20 protein-coding genes are annotated in these 21638 nt (G+C 62.5%); 3 read left to right on the top strand and 17 right to left on the bottom strand.

The window, feature by feature from the left end:
- Positions 1-64 precede the first annotated feature (64 nt).
- Positions 65-2215 (bottom strand): heavy metal translocating P-type ATPase, encoded by a 2151-nt coding sequence (locus CAK95_RS19750; RefSeq protein ID WP_086089471.1) that lies wholly within the window; start codon positions 2213-2215, stop codon positions 65-67.
- Entirely contained in the window at positions 2212-2703 is a 492-nt protein-coding gene (gene lspA / locus CAK95_RS19745) for a signal peptidase II (RefSeq protein ID WP_086089470.1), read from the bottom strand. Before lspA ends, CAK95_RS19750 begins: the two co-directional genes overlap by 4 nt.
- 77 nt (positions 2704-2780) lie before the next feature.
- Here lspA and CAK95_RS19740 point away from each other — a divergent pair, with 77 nt between their 5' ends.
- From CAK95_RS19740 to CAK95_RS19730, 3 genes are read left to right on the top strand one after another with little or no spacing between them, the layout of a single operon-like run.
- Positions 2781-3185, top strand: coding sequence for a MerR family transcriptional regulator (locus tag CAK95_RS19740; protein WP_086089469.1), 405 nt, complete (start codon positions 2781-2783; stop codon positions 3183-3185).
- 42 nt (positions 3186-3227) lie between these two features.
- On the top strand, positions 3228-3848 hold the full coding sequence (locus CAK95_RS19735) for a class I SAM-dependent methyltransferase (protein WP_086089468.1): 621 nt from the start codon (positions 3228-3230) through the stop codon (positions 3846-3848).
- Between the two features lie 43 nt (positions 3849-3891).
- Positions 3892-4371 carry a DUF411 domain-containing protein gene (locus CAK95_RS19730; protein ID WP_086089467.1) on the top strand — a complete coding sequence of 160 codons (480 nt, stop codon included), beginning with the start codon at positions 3892-3894 and terminating at the stop codon, positions 4369-4371.
- An 18-nt stretch (positions 4372-4389) separates the two neighbouring features.
- Here the strand turns inward: CAK95_RS19730 and CAK95_RS19725 are convergent, their stop codons facing one another.
- The 15 genes from CAK95_RS19725 to cueR form a co-directional block, all read right to left on the bottom strand.
- Positions 4390-5352: a L,D-transpeptidase family protein gene (locus CAK95_RS19725; protein ID WP_086089466.1), complete on the bottom strand. Its 963-nt coding sequence runs from the start codon at positions 5350-5352 to the stop codon at positions 4390-4392.
- 121 nt (positions 5353-5473) lie between these two features.
- Entirely contained in the window at positions 5474-6055 is a 582-nt protein-coding gene (locus CAK95_RS19720; RefSeq protein WP_086089465.1) for a class I SAM-dependent methyltransferase, read from the bottom strand.
- 173 nt (positions 6056-6228) lie between these two features.
- Entirely contained in the window at positions 6229-6795 is a 567-nt protein-coding gene (locus CAK95_RS19715; RefSeq protein ID WP_086089464.1) for an MAPEG family protein, read from the bottom strand.
- A 529-nt stretch (positions 6796-7324) separates the two neighbouring features.
- On the bottom strand, positions 7325-9712 hold the full coding sequence (locus CAK95_RS19705; protein WP_086089462.1) for a heavy metal translocating P-type ATPase: 2388 nt from the start codon (positions 9710-9712) through the stop codon (positions 7325-7327).
- Between the two features lie 109 nt (positions 9713-9821).
- Positions 9822-10313 (bottom strand): DUF305 domain-containing protein, encoded by a 492-nt coding sequence (locus CAK95_RS19700; protein ID WP_245303464.1) that lies wholly within the window; start codon positions 10311-10313, stop codon positions 9822-9824.
- A complete protein-coding gene (locus CAK95_RS19695) occupies positions 10310-10642 on the bottom strand; it encodes a four-helix bundle copper-binding protein (protein ID WP_183044160.1) in 333 nt (110 codons plus the stop codon). Before CAK95_RS19695 ends, CAK95_RS19700 begins: the two co-directional genes overlap by 4 nt.
- 536 nt (positions 10643-11178) lie before the next feature.
- A complete protein-coding gene (locus CAK95_RS19685) occupies positions 11179-14295 on the bottom strand; it encodes an efflux RND transporter permease subunit (protein WP_086089460.1) in 3117 nt (1038 codons plus the stop codon).
- Positions 14292-15845: an efflux RND transporter periplasmic adaptor subunit gene (locus tag CAK95_RS19680; RefSeq protein WP_157699685.1), complete on the bottom strand. Its 1554-nt coding sequence runs from the start codon at positions 15843-15845 to the stop codon at positions 14292-14294. Before CAK95_RS19680 ends, CAK95_RS19685 begins: the two co-directional genes overlap by 4 nt.
- Positions 15846-15960: 115 nt before the next feature.
- Positions 15961-16347 (bottom strand): hypothetical protein, encoded by a 387-nt coding sequence (locus tag CAK95_RS19675; protein ID WP_086089458.1) that lies wholly within the window; start codon positions 16345-16347, stop codon positions 15961-15963.
- Between the two features lie 138 nt (positions 16348-16485).
- Positions 16486-16803 (bottom strand): copper-binding protein, encoded by a 318-nt coding sequence (locus CAK95_RS19670; RefSeq protein WP_086089457.1) that lies wholly within the window; start codon positions 16801-16803, stop codon positions 16486-16488.
- A 27-nt stretch (positions 16804-16830) separates the two neighbouring features.
- The gene (locus tag CAK95_RS19665) at positions 16831-17304 is read right to left on the bottom strand and encodes a cupredoxin domain-containing protein (RefSeq protein ID WP_425349709.1); all 474 of its coding nucleotides are present in this window, start codon (positions 17302-17304) and stop codon (positions 16831-16833) included.
- A gap of 46 nt (positions 17305-17350) precedes the next feature.
- Positions 17351-18748 carry a multicopper oxidase family protein gene (locus CAK95_RS19660; RefSeq protein ID WP_086089456.1) on the bottom strand — a complete coding sequence of 466 codons (1398 nt, stop codon included), beginning with the start codon at positions 18746-18748 and terminating at the stop codon, positions 17351-17353.
- Between the two features lie 12 nt (positions 18749-18760).
- Positions 18761-20188: a TolC family protein gene (locus tag CAK95_RS19655; RefSeq protein ID WP_245303462.1), complete on the bottom strand. Its 1428-nt coding sequence runs from the start codon at positions 20186-20188 to the stop codon at positions 18761-18763.
- The gene (locus CAK95_RS19650; RefSeq protein ID WP_086089455.1) at positions 20185-20475 is read right to left on the bottom strand and encodes a hypothetical protein; all 291 of its coding nucleotides are present in this window, start codon (positions 20473-20475) and stop codon (positions 20185-20187) included. Before CAK95_RS19650 ends, CAK95_RS19655 begins: the two co-directional genes overlap by 4 nt.
- A 649-nt stretch (positions 20476-21124) precedes the next feature.
- Positions 21125-21577 (bottom strand): Cu(I)-responsive transcriptional regulator, encoded by a 453-nt coding sequence (gene cueR / locus CAK95_RS19640; RefSeq protein WP_086089453.1) that lies wholly within the window; start codon positions 21575-21577, stop codon positions 21125-21127.
- Positions 21578-21638 lie beyond the last annotated feature (61 nt).

The following is a 21638-nucleotide window of genomic DNA, read 5'->3' as shown; positions in this document are numbered from 1 at the left end:
CCTTCACAAACGCGTGAAGAGTTGAAGGAGTGATCGTCGTGATCGGTCCGGAAGACGCATGACGCTATCCCGGGCCTTCAAGGCGAGGCGTCGCCTGTTTCGTGCGCAAAAGGCGCAACGCATTCGCCGTCACCAGAACAGTCGCGCCCGTATCGGCCAGAATGGCAGGCCACAGACCTGTCACCCCTGCTACCGTCGTTGCGAGAAACACAGCCTTCAGCCCAAGCGCGATGGCAATGTTTTGATGGATGTTGCGCATGGTACGGCGGGAAAGATCGACCATGGCGGCGACATCGCCGACCCTGCCGTGCAAGACGGCCGCATCCGCAGTTTCCAATGCGACGTCCGTGCCGCCGCCCATCGCGATGCCGACATCGGCCGCAGCGAGGGCCGGCGCGTCATTGATACCGTCGCCGACCTTGCCGGTTTTTTCTCCGGCGCTTTTAAGCTCATTGACGATTTTCAGTTTGTCTTCCGGCAAGAGCTCCGCCCGTACCTCAATGCCAAGAGATCGGCCGATCGCTTCCGCAGTCCGGGCGTTGTCCCCGGTGAGCATCAGCGTCTTGACGCCCGCCTCGCGCAAGGATGCGAGACCTGCCCGCGCATCGACGCGCGGCTCGTCGCGCATGGCGATCAGGCCCGCCACGACGTCACCGGCAATCACGACCGAGACGGTTTGGCCTTGTTCGTTCAGCCTGGTCACGAGCGCCTTATGCTCGTCGCTCAGGGATGCGATTTCGGCCGCGGCTTGCGGCGAGCCCAGAAAAATCTTCTGGCCGCCGACGGAGCCGGCGACGCCTTTGCCCGGAATGGCGCGGGAGTCTCCGGCCGGCGGCAGCGGCACCTTCGCTTCTTTGGCGCGTTCGATGATGGCAAGCGCAAGCGGATGGTTCGACCCTGCCTCCAATGCAGCAGCGAGCGAGAGCACCTGACGCTCGTCGCGTTGCGCCGGGATGATCTGGGTGACCTTCGGCCGTCCTTCCGTCAACGTGCCGGTCTTGTCGAACGCGATTGTGGTGAGCGACCCCAGCTGCTCGAGAACCGCTCCGCCCTTCAGGAGCAGGCCGCGGCGCGCGCCAGCCGACAGCGACGCGGCGATAGCCGCTGGCGTGGAAATGACAAGCGCACACGGGCAGCCGATCAGCAGGACCGCAAGCCCCTTATAAATCCATTCGTTCCAGTCAGCGCCGCCAAGCAACGGCGGCATCGTCGCAACGAGCGCTGCGAACGCGACCACGGCAGGCGTGTAATAGGTTGAGAACCGGTCGATGAAGCGCTGCGTCGGCGCTTTGCTTTCCTGCGCTTCTTCGACGAGCCGGATCACGCGCGAGATCGTGTTGTCCTGGGCGGCGGCGGTCACGCGCACGCGCAGATTGGCCTCGCCGTTCACCGTGCCTGCGAACACCTTGTCGCCGGGCTTTTTTTGTTTAGGTACGCTTTCGCCCGTCACCGGCGCTTCGTTGATGCCGCTTTCGCCCTCGATGATGACGCCGTCAGCAGATATCCGGTCTCCCGGCCGCACCGAAATGACCGCGCCGACCTGCAACGAGTCGGCCGGCACCTCGCGCGTCTGGCCATTTTCCCAAAGGAGCGCGGTCTTCGGCACGAGCGCGGCCAAACCCTGGATGCTGGCGCGGGCGCGGCCTGCGGCAACGCCTTCAAGCAATTCCCCAACCAGAAACAAGAAGACGACAGCTGCCGCTTCTTCCGTCGCCCCGATCGCAACCGCGCCGACAGCAGCAACGCTCATCAGCATTTCAATCGAGAACGGCGTGCCGCCCCGCGCGGCGGCAAAGGCGCGGCGCGCAATCGGGACCAACCCTATGCCTAAAGCGGCAAGGAACGCGCCCTTCTCATAGGCAGGAATCCAGTGGCCGATGCCATAGGCGCCCAGAAGCGCCGATCCGCACGCCCCAACGAGGAGCGCACGGCGGCTTTGCCACCAGCTCTGCTTCGGTTTGGCGGCCATAGGTGCGGACGCATCGCCCGCGCGACCGGCTGGTGTCACTGTGTAACCGAGCCTGCGGATCGCTTGTTCGACGGCCTGCAAATCCGCGTCACCCTTGTGCGTCAGCATCATCATCTCCGTGCCGACGCTGACGGAGACGTCTGACACCCCCGCAAGCCGTCGGACGGCGGTATCGACCTTCGCTCCGCATGCGGAGCAGTCCATGCCGCCGACGTGATATCGAGACAATGTCAGTGCGTCGCTCATCGATCGCTTTCCGCTTGTTGTTGCGTGTCCCGCCGCAGGCTGGCCCATAACAGGGTTACAACCCCCAAGGTGATCGCCGTATCAGCTAGGTTGAAGGCGGGCCAATGCCAGTCCGCCACAAACAGATCTATGAAATCGGTGACCCGGCCGCGCCAGATTCTGTCCGTCAGGTTCCCGGCCGCGCCGCCGATGATTGCGCTCAAGGCTACGCGTTCAAGCGTAGTCGCCCGCATCGCCATCACGGCAAGGGCGACGATGATGACGAGCGTCAGCACGATCAGCGGCATGCGGAACGTGTTTGCGTCCGATGCCAACATGCCGAACGAAACGCCGGTGTTAAAACCAAGACTCAAGGCAAAAAAAGGCGTCACGTCCACGGGGACATGCGGCTGCAAGGCCGCAAGCGCCATGGACTTGCTTGTCTGATCAAGCGCCAGGGCCGCACCCGCAGTAAGAAAAATGGTTCGGGCGCGCGACGCACTCATCATCCCGCTCGACGCTCTCCTTTTATGTTGCCAAAGAGAGGCTACATCCTCTAGTGACTAGAGGAGCAAGAGGTTTTCACATGTCAAATTTACTGATCGGCGAAGTGTCCCGCGTGACCGGCGTCAAGGTTCCGACCATCCGCTATTACGAAGGCGCCGGCATGCTTCCCGTAGCGCGTCGCGCGGAGAACAATCGGCGTATTTACGATGACAAGGCGGTCAAGCGGATCGCCTTCATCCGCCACGCGCGGAATCTCGGCTTCAGCATGAGCGACATCAAGGCGCTCATCGCGCTTCAGGACAATCCGGCGCAATCCTGCCGCCAGGCCGACGCGATCGCGCGCGCCCGGCTTGCGGAAATTGAATTGCGAATCCGGCACCTGCAGAGCTTGCAGGCAGAGCTTCAGGCGATGATCGGCCGCGGCTGCCGTCAGCGCGTCTCGCAATGCAGGGTCATCGAGGGATTGGTCGGCGCGACGGGGTGAACTTCGCGGGCCGCAGCGAGGCTGTGTGTGAAGCTACAGAGTATGATCGGCCGGCTTTGGGAGGCCGTCTCGTCCCCGATTTTCAGGATCGCGTTCCGGTTCTTTTATAAGGGCGTGTTGGCTGATGGGTCCTGGCGGGCGGCTTTGTTGAAGGAAATTAAGCCCCGGAGCAGCGAGCGCATTCTTCAGGTGCACATTCAAGGCTCAGACTTATCGGCTGATCTTCTCGCAAAATGTCCCGGCGTCAGGCTCGCTTCCGTCAACCCGATCAATCAGCCCACGGCAACCATCGATGGCGTTCAGCGCCTTTCGTTCGAACATGAGCGGATCGGTTGCCCCGGCGCCAGTTTTGACAAGGTCGTTTGCTGCATGGCCCTGCATCCGCTTGCGCCGCCGGCCAAGCTAGCGCTGCTGAACGAAATGAGGCGCGTTTTGCGTTTGCGCGGCACTCTTTATCTGGCTGACTTTGATAAGGCCCTTTCCAAACGGGAAACGATGGCGTTGATCGGCACTTACGATCGCTACGGGCACGACACGGCGGTGTCCCATAGCGACGGCACCTGGACCAGACAGATCGGTCATGCCGGGTTTTCGCACGTGAAACGGCTGTACAATGAGGCTGAACTCAGCGGGCGCGTGTCCATTTTCCGCGCCAGACGATGATCGAGACGCCAATGACCGCCTACGTGCAGAACAGGAGAGTTCGATGATTTCACGGCGCAGATTTCTCGTCAGCCTTACCGCTACCGTCCTTCTTGCGCGCAGCGGCGTGAACGCTTTTGCGGCATCGCTGCGCATTGCCGTTCACAAAGACCCGAACTGCGGTTGCTGCGGCGGCTGGGTGGACCATCTGCGCGCGAACGGATTCGAGGCGAACGTTACGGAGACCGCGCAACTCAACCGAATCAAGGCGCGACTCGGCGTGCCGAACGAACTCGCGTCCTGCCATACGGCAGAAATCGAGGGATTCATCATTGAAGGACATGTCCCCGCCGAATCCATCCGCAAACTGCTGTCACAGCGGCCGACCATCCACGGCCTCGCTGTACCCGGCATGCCGGTCGGTTCTCCCGGCATGGAAGTCGCGGGCACGGCGCCCGAGATCTACGATGTAATCGCCTTCGGTCCGTTGGGACAAAGCGTTTTCGCGCGCTATCAGGGCGTGCGCGAGCTGCCGGCGAGCTAAGCGCGGCATGGCGTAATCTTATCGCCTGACCATATCCGGCGATGCGCGCGGCGGGATCACAGCCGGGATTTCGCGCGGCTCCTCCGCCAGGGCCTCGGGGCGGCTGATATCGCCAAGGGATCGCCGCGTTCGTTCGTCGACCTCTGCGGATGACGGATTGTTCGCGGTCGCGAGCGCCAGTTTTCTCAAGGATGGATGACCGCCGCCGTCCTGATAGACGAGACGGATGGCCGGCGTTCCCTTGGCGATGAGCTCCGCTTCCTTGCGATGGTCGAGCGCGCGCTTCGCCGCGATGTCAGCGGCGATGGCCGGGTCGCTCTCAAACGCGTATTGCCCCTTGGCGACGCTCCATTGCGGCGATTGACGGCTGACTTCGAAAATGTCCGAGCCATCCTTCAGATTCTTCCAGAAGGCGATGTGCGGATCGGCCCGGTGTTTGGCGAAATTCTCCGGCGTCATACGGAACGGGTAGGATTGAAACTGAAAGCTGAGCTGTCCGGCCGCAAACGCCTCACGCGTAATCGCATAGACCTCGCTGATCGCCTCGTCCGTCATCGCGAAGCACCCTTGCGACGAACACGCGCCGTGAACCATCAGATGCGAGCCGGTGCGGTTATGCGCGCGGTCAAACGCGTTCGGAAACCCGATATTGAAAGAAAGGAACAGACTCGAATTCGGATTCATTGCGGCCGCGGTCACTTCGTAGAATCCTTCCGGCGCCTGGCGGTCCCCTTCGCGGATTTTCGGACCCAATTGCCCGGACCACCGGCAAATCGGATAAGTCTTCAGCAGCGCGTATTTGCCATCGCGGCCCTGCTTCCAGACCTCGATTTCAGATTCCTTCTTGAAGGCGCGCATCAGGATGGGCGCGCCGGGCTCCATGCCCTGGTCGGACATGAGCGCGAGCGTCTTGGCAGGAACCGGCGCCATGGCCCGCGCCGACCGATAGGCATCTTGCGCGCAGGAACTGACAAATGCCATCAGGGCGACGCTCCAGATCAATCGCTTCCCAAACCGCCAATTCAATATCTTTGATCCTCTCGTTTTCATGCGGTCCGCTACAGTCCTACTTGATCGGAATTATGGCGTGATCCCGGTCCCATCACTTCACCCCGCGATAAAAGCTCAACGAACCCAGAGCCGTCGCCACGCGGCGGGTTTCAGCCACATGGCAGAAGCCAGCATCTCTCATGAGCTCGGGGAGCAGGCCTCGCACGTTGTCTGTTGTGTTCGGGAAGCCGTCCAGCACTTGAATCAGATAAAACGGCAAGCGCAAAAGCGCATTGGCGGGACGTCCCCAGTCGGCTACGTGCAGCTCGCCGCCGGGGCGAAGCAGGCGAAGACAGTGTGAGAATGCGCGCCGCTTTTGCTCGGTCGAGAGATGATGAAATAAAAGACTTGATACGATCTTGTCGAAGCTGCCGGACCGCAGCATCGGGACGTTCGTGGGATCATCAGCCCGGCCTTGCCAGAACTCAACGCGAGCATTGGCCGCCGCCGCTTTCGCCCGCGCGATCGCCAGGACGTTCGCATCGGCATCGAAGCCCAGAAGATCACATTCGGGGCATGCTCGATGCAGCATCAGCGTCAGCGTTCCCGTGCCGCAACCCACGTCCAGGATGCGCTCACCGGGCGTCGGCGAGACCTGCTCGACCAGCAACCCTTTCCAGACTCGATCGCGCATGAGCAACGCGACTGCCGGATCATAGAACCGCGTCAGCCAATGAAATCCAGCCGCCGGTATGAAGGAGTCCTTAGATGGCGTCGTGGTAATAAGTCCTCTCGTACCCGAACGGAATCGCTGACGATGACGACCGGCAGCTTATGCCTGATTGAACGCACCGCCGCTCCCTGCCCTTATCGCGCCAGTTGATACACAAGCGCGCCAAGCCCGAGCACAAAAGCCAGCAGGCTAGGGAGCGCGGTCAGCGCCATGCCGAACGCGCGGGCCCCCGCGCCTCTCGGGTATCCGGCGAGGAAAGTGATGCGGCCGATACTGAACAATAGAACGGAAGCTGCGATCAAAGGCATTGAGAGCGACGGAAGCAGCATGACCAGAGCGAACTGAGCGAGTGCGGCGACAAACGCCTGCTCGAGCGTGTTCTGAAGGAAGGCGGCCGCCACCGCAATTTTCGGGCTCGGCGGGGCATAAGCCGATCCCCGAATGTCGTCTGCCGAACGGCGCCGGCCGGTCGACACCATGCCGATCCCTGTCATGACCCATGCAACAAGAAAAAGATTGGCGCCAGCCCATACCGTCAGCCTCGACCCCAGATCCGGTCCAGGTAGCTGGACCAGCCTCGGCAGAATGATGACGGCCGCGGCAAAGACGGCTGCACACACGACGAACGCCGCCGCGCTGCTTCGCAGGATTCGCTGCTGTTCCCGTCGCAGGGCTGCATCGGCTGTGCTTGCGGCGACCATTCACACTCCTTGTTGCTCGTTGACGGTACATCCTCTAGCGACTAGAGGATCAACCACAATTTCAATTGGCACGGCTCCAAGCGTCTGCCCTGCTCGAACGGCAGTTGAGGCTGGTCATGGTAGAGCGGCCATGCGATTTCCGCCGACGACATTTGATCTTGTGAATGCGGGCGCGCCCTTCGGATGGGCTCTATTCAGGCTTCGCTTTCACCCCGCCCTTGCCGCGAAGATGCGGAACGTTTGACTCGGCCTTCGGTGACGCGCCGTCATGACCGCTCACCGGATGACGTCATGGGGCGGCCGAGCGATGACTTCCGTTTTTTCTTCAATCCGGATTTTTCCGCGCACCGCGCGAGCAGCAACCGCGCCCCGCCAGGCTCGCTTGAAGCATCTAGCGGAAGAACAGATATTTGATCAGCGCCGCTGCGACCAGAATCAACACAAGAACGGCGAGGATGCCGATGATCCCCATGCCGGTCATCATACCACCCATGTAATCCGTCATCACGACTGCTCCCTCTCCCGTTCATCAGAGTCGCACCACCCTCAACCGGATCGCGTTCGCGATCACGCTCACCGATGACAGCGCCATCGCCGCCGCTGCGATGATGGGCGAGAGCAGAATGCCGAACACCGGATAGAGTACACCCGCGGCAATCGGCACGCCGGCTGCGTTATAGACAAAGGCGAAAAACAGGTTCTGCCGAATATTGCGCATGGCTGCTTGCGAGAGCCTGCGCGCGCGGACGATGCCGTTCAGATCGCCCTTAAGGAGCGTCACGCCCGCGCTTTCAATGGCCACATCCGTCCCCGTCCCCATCGCAATGCCGACATCCGCGGCAGCAAGCGCGGGCGCATCGTTGACGCCGTCGCCAGCCATCGCCACCACGCGGCCCTGCGCCTTGTAGCGCTCGACGACTGCGCTTTTCTGATCCGGCAACACTTCCGCTTCGACATTATCAATGCCGAGCTGGCTTGCGACAGCCCGCGCCGTGGTCCAGTTGTCGCCCGTCAGCATGACGATGCGCAAACCTTCGGCCTTGAGCGCCGCGAGCGCTTGGGGCGTCGATTCCTTGACCGGGTCGGCGATCGCGATGACGCCGGCCGCCTTGCCGTCAACACTGACGAAGATCGCAGTCGCCCCAAGCGCACGCAGCTTTTCAGCTTCGTTCGCCAAAGACTGCGTATCGACGCCATGCTCCTGGAGGAAACGCGCATTGCCGAGCAAAACCTTGCGTCCCTCGACCGTGCCGAGAGCGCCCTTCCCTGTCGGCGAGTCGAACGCATCGACCGCTGCAAGAGCGACGCCGCGCTTCTCCGCTTCGCGCACGATGGCTTCGGCCAGGGGATGCTCGCTCGCCCGCTCGACGCTGGCGGCGAGCCGCAACAGCTCCGTTTCCTCGACGCTGGCGGCAGCGACGATCCAGGTGACGGAAGGCTTGCCTTCGGTCAGCGTACCGGTCTTGTCGATTACGAGCGTATCGACCTTCTCCAACCGCTCGAGCGCTTCAGCGTTCTTGATCAGGACGCCAAGGCTCGCGCCGCGGCCCACGCCCACCATGATGGACATCGGCGTGGCGAGCCCGAGCGCGCACGGACAGGCGATGATGAGGACGGCAACGGCCGCGACGAGCCCGTAGGAGAAGCGCGGCTCCGGCCCCCACATCGCCCACGCCCCGAAGGCCAGGACCGCGACCGCGATGACGACCGGCACGAAATATCCCGACACCTGGTCGGCCAGCCGCTGGATCGGCGCACGGCTTCTTTGCGCATCCGCCACGAGCTGGACAATCTGCGCCAGCATCGTGTCGCGCCCGATCTTTCGCGCTGCGATCACGAGCGCGCCGCTGCGGTTCATTGTTCCGCCAATCACGCGTGCGCCCTTTTGCTTGGTGACCGGCATCGACTCGCCCGTCACCATCGATTCATCGACCGCGCTGCGGCCATCGATCACTTCGCCGTCAACCGGGATTTTCTCGCCGGGACGCACGCGCAGGCGCTCGCCCACCGACACGGCGTCGAGCGCAATCTCATTCTCGCTGCCATCGTCATTGATGCGCCGCGCCGTCTTGGGCGCGAGATCGAGCAGAGCCCGGATCGCGCCGCCGGTCGCTTCACGCGCTCGCAGCTCAAGCACCTGGCCGAGCAGCACCAGGACCGTGATGACCGCAGCCGCCTCGAAATAGACGGCGACCGAGCCATCATGGCCACGGAAAGCGTCCGGAAAGATTTGCGGCGCTAACGTCGCCAGCACGCTATAGACCCAGGCAACGCCAGTTCCCATGGCGATCAACGTGAACATGTTGAGATTGCGCGTGCGCAGGGAGGCCCAGCCACGTTCGAAAAATGGCCAGCCTGCCCATAGAACGACCGGCGTCGCGAGCGCGAGCTGCAACCAGTTTGATGTCGCCCTGGGGATCATGTGATCGAGACCGGTCAGATGCGATCCCATTTCCAGGACCAGCACCGGCGAGGTCAGCGCAAGCCCGATCCAGAAGCGGCGCGTCATGTCGATCAGTTCGTGATTGGGACCGGCGTCGGCGGTCGCCAGCACGGGTTCGAGCGCCATCCCGCAAATCGGACAACTGCCCGGACCAACCTGGCGAACTTCGGGATGCATCGGGCATGTGTAGATCGTGCCCTCCGGCACGGCTTCGGGCATGGGCTTGCCGGCAAGGTACTTATCCGGCTCGGCCAAGAACTTGCTCCGGCAGCCTGCCGAGCAGAAATAATACGGCTGGCCCGCATGCGTCGCGCGATGCGGCGTCTTGTGCGGGTCGACATCCATGCCGCAGACGGGGTCCTTGACCGTATGCACGGCGTGCGCTCCCGTCCCGTTCCCATGCGCATGATGGGCGTGGCCGTGCTGGTCATGTTTGCCCGCGCAGCAGGCGTGATCGTGTGGTTCGTGTTTCATTGTCAATTCCCCGGGACCAGGTTGCTCATTGGAGACAGCTTGCACCTTCCCATCATGGGAAGGTCAAGCCATCAATCGAACCCCGGATTTGCCACGTGTAGCCGCGAGCCTATTTGTTCAGGCGCGCGAGGATCTGCTTCATCTGGTCGATCTCCTGCTGCTGGCTTTTAATGATCCCGTCGCAGAGGGTTTTGAGTTCCGCGTCGGTGATCGGCGCGCGCTCGCACATCAGGATCGCGCCCGAATGGTGCGGGATCATCGATTTGACGAACTGGACGTTGCCAACAGCCGTCTGTGCGCGGATGCCTACGAAGAAGAGCGCCAACGCAACGAATGCGACGCCGCCGACGATCATGTTCATTTTCATGTCGGGATACATGGAGCGCATGATCAGCAACTCGATGATGACCATGGGTGCCGCCATCGTGCCCGCCATGTAGAACTGGTTGAGGTTGGGATAGACATTCGCAAAGCGGTCGACCATCGAATACATCAGGATGAACATCGCGATGAAGGACAAGAGCGTCATGATGCCCAGATGCATGTAGTGCATCTTGCCCATCGCCTGGCCGTGACTGGCATGATCTTTCATGTGCGTCATGCGGCCATCCTCCGGCAGGATTCAGCGCAGGCGCGGCAGGCCTTCACGCAGTCATCCATATCCCCGACGCGTTCGCAGTCTTTCGCGCATTCCTCGCAGATTTCCGCACATTCACGGCAGGTATGCTTGTGATGCGGGGAGTCCAGCAACATGAAATGCGCTGACGTACGGCAGATTTCGGCGCAAGCCATCATCAGCCTGAAATGCGCCGGTTCGGTATGCTTGCCGCCTGCCTCAAGGCAATGCGTCATCGCGGTGCCAAGACAGGTCTTGTAACAGGACAGGCATTGATCGATGCAGGCCTGCATTTCCTTGGACATGTGGTGCATGGTCATTCTCCTTTGATGTTTCAAGTTGGAAAGGTCACCCGGCGCAGCGCGGCAGGCGTTCTTCAATTCTTTGATTGGGCGTTGGACTTGGTCCGGGTCAGACCCGCGGAGGCCGTCGCAAGCCCTCCGAGTCACGTCCGCTCGAAGGCGGCGCGTCTCCCGGAAGCACGGTGCTTCCCCTGTACGAGGGCAGCGGCACGAGCGCGTCGCCGACAATCACGCAGCCGCCCGGCGAGCATGCATTGCCGCAGCACATCATCACGCCGCATTGCGCCATCTGAGGATCGGCCGTGCTGGAAACCGACGCGGTGGCATGCGCTACGCCGTCCGCCGTCTTGCCGACCACACCGTGGTGCCGCAGCTGCGCATGCGGACCGCTATGCGCCTGGGCTTGCGGCGCAGCAAAAAGCCCCGTCAGGATAACGACGGCAGCGAGCAAGTGGCGGTGGCAGCGTCCCGGTTCCATAGATCATCCGTCCCGGCATGATGCGGAACTGCAGACCCAACGAGCGGGAGGAAACCGAGTTCCTTTGAAATTATCCCCTGGCCATGCCTCTGGCTTTGAGCAGCCCGTAAATGGCCGGGATGACGGCGAGCGTGAGAATGGTCGAGGACACCATGCCGCCGATCATCGGCGCTGCGATGCGCTGCATCACCTCGGAGCCCACCCCATGGCTCCAGAGAATCGGCAGAAGCCCGGCCATGATCGCGGCAACCGTCATCATCTTGGGCCGGACGCGCTCGACCGCGCCCTCCATGATCGCCGCGTGCAGATCCACCCGCGTGAACGGGCGGCTCTGCGCAGCCGCCCGACTCTTCGCCTCCGCAAGCGCGTGATCGAGATAAATCAACATGATCACGCCGGTTTCCGCGGCAACGCCGGCGAGCGCGATAAAGCCGACAATCGACGCGACGCTGTAGTTGAAGCCAAGCAAGTCCATCATCCAAAGACCGCCCACGAGCGAAAACGGCAATGACAGCATTACGATCAAGGTTTCACTGATTCTGCGGAAGTTCAGATAGAGCAAAAGGAAAATGACGAGCAGCGTGGCCGGCACGACAACTTGCAGCCGCTTGGCCGCGCGCTCGAGATATTCAAACTGCCCGCTCCAGGTCACGTAGGAGCCCGCCGGCATGGCGACCTCGCGCGCCACCGTCTCGCGGGCCTCGGCGACATAGCCGCCAAGGTCGCGGTCGCGGATATCCACGAACACGTAAACGACGAGCTGGCCGTCCTCGGTGCGGATGCTGGTCGGCCCTTGCGTTCGTTTAATGTCGGCAACTTCCCGCAAGGGAACGGCCGCCCCGTTCGGCAGCGAGACCATGACGCTCGCGCCGATGGCGTCGGGGTCGGAGCGGACATCGCGCGGATAACGCAAGGTCACGTCGTAACGCTCCCGCCCTTCCACCGTCGTCGTGATCGCCTCGGCGCCGATCGCCATCGAAATCACCTTCTGCACGTCCTCGATGGAGAGGCCGTAGCGGGCGATCTTCTGCCGGTCCGGAACGATTTCGAGGAAATAGCCGCTGTTGACGCGTTCGGCATAGGCGCTCGACGTGCCCGGCACCTTGCGCAAGGCTGCCTCGACCTCCTTGGCCAGGCGTTCAAGCGTGGCCAGGTCCTTGCCGAAAATCTTGACGCCGACCGGCGTGCGGATGCCGGTCGAGAGCATGTCGATGCGCGCCTTGATCGGCATGGTCCAGGCATTGCTAACGCCCGGAAACTGGAGCGATGCGTCCATGTCGGCAATCAGCTTGTCGATCGTCATGCCGGGGCGCCATTGATCCTCCGGCTTCAGGTTGATGATCGTTTCGAACATCTCGACGGGCGCAGGATCGGTCGCGGTCTGCGCGCGCCCCGCCTTCCCCCAGACATTCTCGACTTCCGGAAAGCTCTTGATGATGCGGTTTTGCGTCTGCAACAGCTCGGCCGCCTTGGTCACCGAGAGGCCGGGCAGCGTCGTCGGCATGTAAAAGAGCGTCCCTTCATTCAGGTTCGGCATGAATTCGGAGCCGATCCGCTTGGCCGGAATGACCGAGAGCGCGAGGATGACGCAGGCCGTCAGAATCGTCATCAACTTCGCGCGCAACACCCCGGAAATCACCGGCCGGTAAATCCAGATCAGAAAACGATTGATCGGGTTCTTCGCCTCCGGCGTGATCCGGCCGCGAATGAAGAGGATCATCAGCGCCGGCACGAGCGTCACCGAGAGCAAGGCGGCGGCCGCCATCGAAAACGTCTTTGTGTAGGCAAGCGGCTTGAAAAGCCTGCCCTCCTGCGCCTCGAGCGCGAAGATCGGCAGGAACGAGACCGTAATCACAAGCAGGCTGAAGAAAAGCGCGGGACCCACCTCCTGGGCGGCGCCGATCAGGACCTCGCGGCGATCCGCATCCGGCCCCGCATGTTCAAGGCGCTTATGCGCATTCTCGACCATCACGATGCTCGCATCGACCATGGCGCCAATCGCAATCGCGATGCCGCCAAGGCTCATGATGTTCGAACCGACGCCGAGCAGATGCATGGCGATCATCGCGATCAGGATGCCGACCGGCAGGGTGATGATGGCGACCAGGGCGCTCCTTGCGTGCAGCAGGAATATAAAACAGACGAAGGCGACGATCGCGCTTTCTTCCGCGAGCGTGCCGGCCAGGGTCTTGATCGCGCGGTGAATGAGGTTCGAGCGGTCATAGACCTCCTCGATCTTTGTGCCTTCGGGAAGGCTGGATTTGAGACCGGCGATCTTCTCCTTCACGGAGGCGATGACATCGAGCGTGTTCGCGCCATAACGCTGCAGCGCGATGCCGCTTGCAACCTCGCCTTCACCGTTCAGCTCGGTGATGCCCCGGCGTTCCGCCGGCGCCAGCTCGACCCGCGCGATATCGCCGATCGTCACCGGCGTGCCGCTATCGCTTTTCAGTACGACGCGTTCCAGATCGGCCGGCGTGCGCAGATACCCGCGGCCGCGGATCATGAATTCGGTTTCAGCGAGCTCGACGGTGCGCCCGCCCACATCCATGTTGCTGGCGCGCACGGCATTCCGGACGGCATCGAGGGTAATGCCAAGCGTCTTCATGCGCTGCGGATCGACAACGACGGCATATTGCTTGACGAAACCGCCCGCGCTTGCGACCTCGGCGACGCCCTCGGCCTTGGCGATGCCAAAGCGCAGCTGCCAGTCCTGCAAGGAGCGCAGATCGGCCAGGTCGAGCTTGTTGGAGGTCAGCGCGTATTGATAGACCCACCCTACCCCGCTCGCATCGGGCCCGATGGCCGGCGTGACGCGCGCAGGCAGGCGCCCGGACGCGGCATTCAGATACTCGAGAACGCGCGACCGCGCCCAGTAAATGTCGGTGCCATCCTCGAAAATGACATAGACGAAAGAAACCCCGAAAAACGAAAAGCCGCGCACCACGCGCGAGCGCGGAACGCTCAGCATCGCACTGGCAAGCGGATACGTGACCTGGTCTTCAATGACCTGCGGCGCCTGGCCCTGGTACTCCGTGTAGACGATGACCTGCGTGTCCGAAAGATCGGGCAGCGCATCGAGCGGGATGCGGGTCATCGCGTAGAGACCGGCCAGCACGGCAAACACCGTCGCCAGCAATGTCAGCACAAGATTTTGCGCGGACCACCGGATGAGACCGGCGATCACTGGACGGCCTCTGCCGGCGGCGCGAAGCTTGCGAGCGCGGCCTTCAGATTGCTTTCCGCATCGATCAGGAAATTGCCGCGAACGACGACGTTCTCGCCGGCTTCGATGCCTTTGCGGATCTCGACAAGCCCGTTGCCGCGCCTGCCCAGCTCCACGTCGCGCGGTTCGAACAGGCCTTCGCCCTTCGATACGAAAGCGACGCGCCGCTGACCGCTGTCGATGACGGCGGAATCAGGCACCGTCACCACCTTGTCCTGCGCCTCGCCTGCGAAACTGATTTCCGCGTACAGGCCGGGGCGAAGGCGCATATCCTTGTTATCGACCACGATTCGCACCGGCACGGTGCGGGTCGCGGGATTGAGCTCGGGATAGATCAGGGCGACTTTGCCCTCGCGCGGTTCATTGGGAAACGCCTTGAAGCTGACATTCGCCTGCTGTCCTTCGCGGATAACGGCGATGTCGCTTTCCGGCACTTGCGCGATCACCCACAAGGTCGTGAGGTCCGCTGTCCGAAACAGCGTGTCGCCCGAGGAGAACCGCATGCCGACCACGGCAGGCTTTTCCAGCACGGTGCCGTCGCGCGGCACGTTGAAGGTCAGCGAGCGCAACGGACGGCCGGCCTTCCTGATTTCATCAACGGCTTCGTCCGTGAAACCAAAGAAACGCAGATTGCGTTCCGCGCCTTCATAGCTGATGGAAGACCGCGTCGCGCCGATCAGCGTCGTGGTCAGGTCAGCCTGCTTTTGCAGGATTTCCGGCGATTCAATCCAGACCCGCATCAGCTTCTGGCCCTTGCTGACGCGTTCACCGACGGCGGGAACATAGAGCTCCTCGACGAAGCCATTGAACTTGGCCGTGACGACGCCAAGACGGGTTTCGTCCGCGCTGACCGTGCCGGGGGCGCGCACGGTGCGGGCCACCTGTTGCAGGGTTGCAGGCTCTAGGCGCACCCCGGCGCGCTGCACCTTTTCAGACGCGAGGCGCACGCTGCCCCGCGGCCCGTTGGCCTCGTCCTCGTAGACGGGGATGTAATCCATCCCCATTGAGTCCTTCTTGGGCGTCGGCGAGACGTCCGGCAGTCCCATCGGGTTGCGGTAGTAAACGATCTTGCGCTTGCTCCCTGGCGCAGGCGCGGCGTCCGATTTTTTCTCGACAGCCGTGAAGATGATCTTGGACGTGATCGGCGCACTCTGGCCCTTTACGCGCGCGGTAATCGTCAGCGCCCACCGTCCCGCCATGGACAGGTCGGTCTGGAAGGCGAGAATGCCGGGTGGCGTGCCGGGCACTGGCTTGAGCGGCGCGGCCATCATCTCCATGCCGTCCGGTCCCATGTCGATGCGTTGCCGTTCAATCGTGATGTCGGCAAGCGCAGGCGGCGGGGTGATGCCCGTCAGACGCAGTTCAATGCGCACGTTCTTGCCGACCGGCACTTCGGCGGCGACCGGCTCGAAGCCGGGCGTTGGCTGCGCCTGCACCGCAGCAGACGCTATGATAAGCGAAGCGAGCGCGCCAAGCGCAACGCTTCGCAGGGAAGCGAGTGTAATCTTCATGATGATCCTCGAATGTTGACGGTTATGCGGGCCGGATTCACCGCGCGCGGATAGCCGCATGCGCTGCGAAGCAGGCGTCACCTCCGGCTCAAGCCGGATTGGCAGCGTTCAAGGATCAGACGATGGGAGGGCGGTAGATGGGGCCTGGACGCTCCGCATGAGGCGGTGGCGGCGGCGCCAGGCGCAACGGCAACGACGCCGCGCGGTGCACGAATGCAGGATAAGGCGTGAATTCGACCGCGGCATTCACATGACACCGCGCGGCGCACGCGTCATCGAAGAGGCACTTGGACTTATCTGGTTGATCCGGCTTGCCGCAGCAATCGTCAGCCGCCGCTTTCATCGCTTTCATGCAATCGCTGTCCGCCGTCTCGTCCGCAGTCGGCGGCGCGGGCTGCGCGGCAGCAACCGCGTTCATGTCAGCCGGCATGGCGAACGCCGGCGCGTAGCCGGCGAGCGCGATCGAGAGCGCGATGAACAGGGTCAGAATACGGCGAACCATAGGTCCCATTATAACCGATCCACGCGCCGCTTGTCACCGCAAGGAATGACTTCAGGCGCGAAATGGCGGTTTCTCGCGGATTTGTGAGGGGACCGTTAAGGACGAGGGCGGCATCCCGGCCGCCCTCCTCCAAGGCAATCACTTCGCCTTTTCAATCTTCGTGACGGTGAACTGGCCGTTCACGCGCTCCGCCTCGAACTTCACCTTGTCGCCCGCCTTGACGGCCTTGAGCATGGCCGGGTCCTGCGCGCGGAAGACCATGGTCATGCCTTCGTCCATCTCGAACTTCTTGATCGGGCCGTGCTTGATCGTGATTTTCTGGGCGGATTCATCGACCTTTGTCACCTGGCCATCGATCGACGCCTGCGCCTGGACGGGTTCGCTTTGCGCGATCGCCATCAAGGGCGTGCCGAATACAGCCATCACGGCTGCAATCATCATCATTTTTCTGGTCATTGGTTTTCTCCTTCTTCGTTTCAACGCTTACTTGACCCCGATGTTGCCGATCATCCCGGCTTCGCGATGTCCCGGGATCAGGCATGCGAATTCGAACGTGCCGGCCTTGCTGAACCGCCAGACGATCTCGGCTTTCTTCTTCGGCTGAATCGTCTTGCTGTTCGGATCGTCGTGCTCCATCTCAGGGAACTTCTTCATCATCTCGGCGTGCTTGAGGTTGTCTTCCTCGCTCGCCAGCACGAATTCATGCGGGATTTCTCCCGCATTGGTAATGATGAACCTGATCTGCTCGCCGCGTTTGACGTCCAGCTTGCTCGGCTCATAAATCATCTTGCCTTCCTGGGTCTCGCGCATGGTCACCAGCACGATGCGGGCGGGTTTCTTGGGATCGCCCGGCTGTCCCGCCGAATATTCAGAACCGTGGCTGTGACCGGGGTCGCCGGGACCCGCGAACGCGGGCAGCTGCGCTGACAACGCCAGTGCGGCAAGGCTTGAGAGGATCGTCGGTCGTACGGTGATACGCTTCACAGGGTGGTCTCCTTTGGTTTTAATGCTGGTGCTTGGCTGGACCGTTCGAGCCCGGCTTGATCACGTTGAATTCCATTTTCGTTTTCGTGGAAGATGGCGGCGGGCCCTTGCGCGCCGGTTCGGTCACGATGCCCTTGAACTCGTAGGCGACGGTACCTGCCGGATGCTTGTAGTCGCCCGGGTCCTTGTAATCGTCGCGTTTGATGCCTTCGCGGACCTTCACGACCGAGAACATGCCGCCCATTTCCATGGGGCCGAACTGGCCGAAGCCGGTCATCATCGGCAGCGTATTGTCGGGCATGGGCATTTCCATCTCGCCCATCTCGGCCATACCCGCAGAGCCCATCGGCATATAGTCCGGGACCAGCCTCCTGATCACCTTGCGGGCGGTGTCCTTGTTGACGCCGATGAAGGTCTTCACCTCATGGCCCATCGCGTTCATCGTGTGGTGCGATTTGTGGCAATGGAACGCCCAGTCTCCGGGTTCGTCGGCGATGAACTCGAAAGCGCGCATCGCGCCGACCGGCACGTCGGTCGTCACTTCCGGGATGCGTGCGGTCTCCGGCACCCATCCGCCGTCCGTGCAGGTGACGGTGAACGGCGCGCCGTGCTTGTGGATCGGATGGTTGGTCATGGTCAGGTTGCCGATGCGCACGCGCACGCGGTCGCCAAGGCCGCAGACCAACGGATCGATGCCGGGGAAGACGCGGCTGTTCCACGTCCACAAATTGAAATCGGTCATAGTCATGACCTTGGGAACGTAACTGCCGGGATCGATGTCGTAGCTCGCCATCACGAACACGAAGTCTCGATCGACGCGCATGAACTTGGGATCGGCGGGATGGATGACGAGCGAGCCCATCATGCCCATCGCCATCTGCACCATCTCGTCGGCGTGCGGGTGGTACATGAACGTGCCGCTGCGCCGCGCCTCGAATTCATAGACGAAGGTCTTGCCGGGTTTGATATGCGGCTGCGTCAACCCGCCGACGCCGTCCATGCCGTTCGGCAGCATCACGCCGTGCCAATGGATGGTCGTATGTTCGGGCAGTTTGTTGGTGACGAAGATGCGCAGCTTGTCGCCTTCGACGCATTCGATGGTGGGCCCGGGCGACTGGCCGTTATAGCCCCAGAAATGCGCCTTCATGCCGGGCGCGATCTCACGCACGACGGGTTCGGCGACGAGATGGAATTCTTTCCATCCATCCTTCATGCGGAAGGGCAGCGTCCAGCCGTTCAGCGTCACGACGGGCTGATAGTCGCGGCCCGTCTTCGGATAAAGCGGCGGTTGCATCGCAGGCGATTCCTGAATAACCGCTTCCGGTATCTCGCTCGCCATGCCGCGCCCCGCGACCAGGGTTGCGCCTGCCAGCACGAGGCCTGCGCCGCCCATAAATTCCCTGCGTGAATGATCCATGGTTTTCGTCTCCTAGTGTCCGCCGCCGGCTTCAGCGGCTGCCATCGTTGCGCCCGGCGTGGCTCCTTCAGCGGCGGCTGCGCCGCCGCCCAGCACGGCTGCGCCAAGATTAGCGGCGGCCAGCCAGAAGGCCCGTTCGGCTTCGATGGCGGATGTGGTGGATGCGATGCGCTGGCGCGCTTCGGTCAGCAGGGTGAACACGTCGATCTGCATCGCGTTGTAGCGCAGCAGCGTCTCGTCCGAGATGATCTTGCGCAAGGGCAAGACTTCACGCTGATAGTGGCGCGCGATATCATACGCCGCGCGATACGTGCCGTACGCTTCACGCGCCTCCGAGCGAATGTTGACGGCCTTCGCGGTCAGGCGGTTAACCGCCTGCATGTAAGTCTCTTCCGCTTGGCGGACCCTGGTCGTTCCAAGATCGAAGATCGGGATTTGCAGCTCGAGTTCGAAGCCGCGCTCCCTCTCCGTCCCTTCGTCCGACGTCACCTTCTTCCTGATGCCGGCCAGCTCCAGCACGCTGATCAACCGCGTCGCGTTGGTCAGATCAGCCGAGCGCGCGAGCGCCAGGACTTCCATGCGGGCAATCTGCAGATCGAGCCTGCGGGCGACGGCTTCCCGCTCGATATCGGGTTGGGCGCTCGGCCTGCCAGGCAGGCGCGGAAGGCTCGCCGGCAGCCTGAATTCCGTGTCGGGGCCCCATAGCCCCATGGTGCGGATCAGGCGTTCGCGCTCGGTCGAGGCGAGCTGGCGCGCCTGCGCCAGCTGCGCCGTCAGTTCCGCGAAGAAAACCTGATTGCGCGCCTGGTCGAGTTTGGTCATCGTGCCGCTTTCGCCGAGCTCCCTGGAAAGTTGCGTCGCGGCTTCGGCGGCTGATTGCGACTGGACGAGGAAGCCGGCGAGCGAACGCGCCGCGACAGCGCGGAAGTAAGCGCGCCTTGCATCCGTTGCAACGCGCAAGGTCGTATCCGCCGCTTGCAGCTGCGCCTGCCGGAAGCGATCGGCCGCGATCTGCGCCCGCGCAGGCAATGTCAGCAGCGAGAGAATGCCGGCGATCGCGCGCGCCTCGATCTCGACGCTGCCCGCGCCGGCGATGCGTTCGATGGAAAACGTCGGATTCGGCGGCAGGCTTGCTTGCACCATCTGCGCTTCGGAGATCCCGAGCTGGTTATACGCCGCCTGCAAGTCCCGGTTATTGAGCAGCGCGATCTGCACCGCGCTATCGGCAGTGAGCGGCTTGGCGAGAAGCGTGTCGATCAGGGATCGCGCCGCCAAGGCGTCTTCCTCGGAGCGGATGGCGATGACCTCCTTGCCGATGGGCGCGCCGGCCAGACCCTGCACGGCCCCCATCCCGCTATCGGCCGAGAAAGAGGCGCAGCCTGCGAGGACAAGCGTCGCCGCGAGAAGGCTCGCGCGCATGATCGTTGCGATGGTCTTCATTGCGCTTCTCCTTTCGGAGCAACGCGTTCATTCTGTTCGCGCCATGGCTTCGGCCCCACGGGGCGTTGCGACGTGTAGCCGGAGAGCACGGGGTTGTAGCGCGCAGCGCGCACCGGCGCGTTCGCATCGGCGGGATCGGCGACAACGACCGGCGCCGTCCGCGCGGCCGTGCAGCCCGCGAGCAGACCTGCGAGCAGGATGGATGCGATCAGCCGCGTGATCGGTTGATTGAATAGCGCCGTTCGCCGCGTGATTGCGGCTGATACGACCGGACGATGCGTGAACATAATACCCCACCATGTGATTGACGGATGGCTGCCCGCCCGCGTGCAGCCTTCCCGGCTACCGGCGCGTGCGCAGCATGCAAGAAGCGTCAATCAGGCGATGGGAGGTCTATTGATGCGGTCCGGGCCCTGACCGTGCACGAGATCGGGCAGCACTAGGGCGACCGACGAGGCACGAGCGGACGCAGGCAGAAACTCGCGGGGTTCTTGAATTATCGCCGAACAGGAAAAAAGCCCGCAGCAGGACGCTGGCGGTCCCTTGTCCTCTGATGAGTCAGAAGATCGCGAGGGATCCTCGTGGCTGTGAGCCTTCCCGTCAGCATGCGGGTGCGTGGTTTGTGATGCTCCGTGCTGATGGGCCGAGACGCTCATCTGGCCGCTGAAGCAATGCGGCATGCCGTTCGGGCCGGAGAAGGCGATAGCCGCGTGGGGCGCCAAGACCGTCAATGCGTAGAGAACAGCTACGAAAGCAGCCGCCTTCAGGCGCATGGTTCTGGTCAGTTTCCGCAGCATGGTTCTTCGGTCAGCTTTTCTCGAGCGATTCAAGATAGAGTGCATCGCAAAATTTGCCAACCTGTCTTTTTTCGTTACCACAAAACCGGAACCTTCCGTCGCGGGAAGCTTGCGACCGATAGCGAACCGTGCGTCCCCTTCATGCACGCGCGCGGACCGCCAGCCCCGATTTGCGCTGCGGCCACTTAGGTGGGGGCGGCGCCGCACCCCGGCTCAGGTCAGCCATGATAGGACATTCCGCGCGGTTCTCCCCGCGGCAGCTTTTGACGAGATGGCGCAGCGTCGCGATCATCTCCTCGAGTTTGAGCGCTTGCGCCTGCAACTCGGCGATATGCACATTGGCGACCGCCCGCACATCCGCGTTGCCGCGGTCCCGGTCGCTCCACAGCAGCAACAATTCCCTGATCATTTCGATGGAGAATCCGAGGTCACGGGCCCGTCTGACGAACGCAAGCCGGTGCACGTCCATCGTGTCGTAATCGCGGTAGCCGCTCTCCTTGCGCGCCGCTTCGGGCAAAAGACCGATTGATTCATAATAGCGGATCATCTTGGCGCTGACCCCCGACGATCGCGATGCCTGACCGATATTCATCTCGTCCAACTTCCCGGCCTGATTGATAGAAGGCCATGAAGTGTACACCTTCCCATGATAG

Source organism: Pseudorhodoplanes sinuspersici (assembly GCF_002119765.1).
In the GTDB taxonomy this organism is placed as follows: domain Bacteria; phylum Pseudomonadota; class Alphaproteobacteria; order Rhizobiales; family Xanthobacteraceae; genus Pseudorhodoplanes; species Pseudorhodoplanes sinuspersici.
The sequence above is the reverse complement of the archived record's forward strand: the minus strand, read 5'-3'. Positions and strand labels throughout refer to the sequence as shown.

Bases quoted from the DNA above. Each gene is read 5' to 3' on its own strand.
- CAK95_RS19750 (WP_086089471.1), bottom strand. From the start codon at position 2,215: ATGAGCGACGCACTGACATTGTCTCGATATCACGTCGGCGGCATGGAC.
- lspA (WP_086089470.1), bottom strand. From the start codon at position 2,703: ATGATGAGTGCGTCGCGCGCCCGAACCATTTTTCTTACTGCGGGTGCG.
- CAK95_RS19740 (WP_086089469.1), top strand. From the start codon at position 2,781: ATGTCAAATTTACTGATCGGCGAAGTGTCCCGCGTGACCGGCGTCAAG.
- CAK95_RS19735 (WP_086089468.1), top strand. From the start codon at position 3,228: ATGATCGGCCGGCTTTGGGAGGCCGTCTCGTCCCCGATTTTCAGGATC.
- CAK95_RS19730 (WP_086089467.1), top strand. From the start codon at position 3,892: ATGATTTCACGGCGCAGATTTCTCGTCAGCCTTACCGCTACCGTCCTT.
- CAK95_RS19725 (WP_086089466.1), bottom strand. From the start codon at position 5,352: ATGGCATTTGTCAGTTCCTGCGCGCAAGATGCCTATCGGTCGGCGCGG.
- CAK95_RS19720 (WP_086089465.1), bottom strand. From the start codon at position 6,055: ATGCGCGATCGAGTCTGGAAAGGGTTGCTGGTCGAGCAGGTCTCGCCG.
- CAK95_RS19715 (WP_086089464.1), bottom strand. From the start codon at position 6,795: ATGGTCGCCGCAAGCACAGCCGATGCAGCCCTGCGACGGGAACAGCAG.
- CAK95_RS19705 (WP_086089462.1), bottom strand. From the start codon at position 9,712: ATGAAACACGAACCACACGATCACGCCTGCTGCGCGGGCAAACATGAC.
- CAK95_RS19700 (WP_245303464.1), bottom strand. From the start codon at position 10,313: ATGACGCACATGAAAGATCATGCCAGTCACGGCCAGGCGATGGGCAAG.
- CAK95_RS19695 (WP_183044160.1), bottom strand. From the start codon at position 10,642: ATGCACCACATGTCCAAGGAAATGCAGGCCTGCATCGATCAATGCCTG.
- CAK95_RS19680 (WP_157699685.1), bottom strand. From the start codon at position 15,845: ATGAAGATTACACTCGCTTCCCTGCGAAGCGTTGCGCTTGGCGCGCTC.
- CAK95_RS19675 (WP_086089458.1), bottom strand. From the start codon at position 16,347: ATGGTTCGCCGTATTCTGACCCTGTTCATCGCGCTCTCGATCGCGCTC.
- CAK95_RS19670 (WP_086089457.1), bottom strand. From the start codon at position 16,803: ATGACCAGAAAAATGATGATGATTGCAGCCGTGATGGCTGTATTCGGC.
- CAK95_RS19660 (WP_086089456.1), bottom strand. From the start codon at position 18,748: ATGGATCATTCACGCAGGGAATTTATGGGCGGCGCAGGCCTCGTGCTG.
- CAK95_RS19655 (WP_245303462.1), bottom strand. From the start codon at position 20,188: ATGAAGACCATCGCAACGATCATGCGCGCGAGCCTTCTCGCGGCGACG.
- CAK95_RS19650 (WP_086089455.1), bottom strand. From the start codon at position 20,475: ATGTTCACGCATCGTCCGGTCGTATCAGCCGCAATCACGCGGCGAACG.
- cueR (WP_086089453.1), bottom strand. From the start codon at position 21,577: ATGAATATCGGTCAGGCATCGCGATCGTCGGGGGTCAGCGCCAAGATG.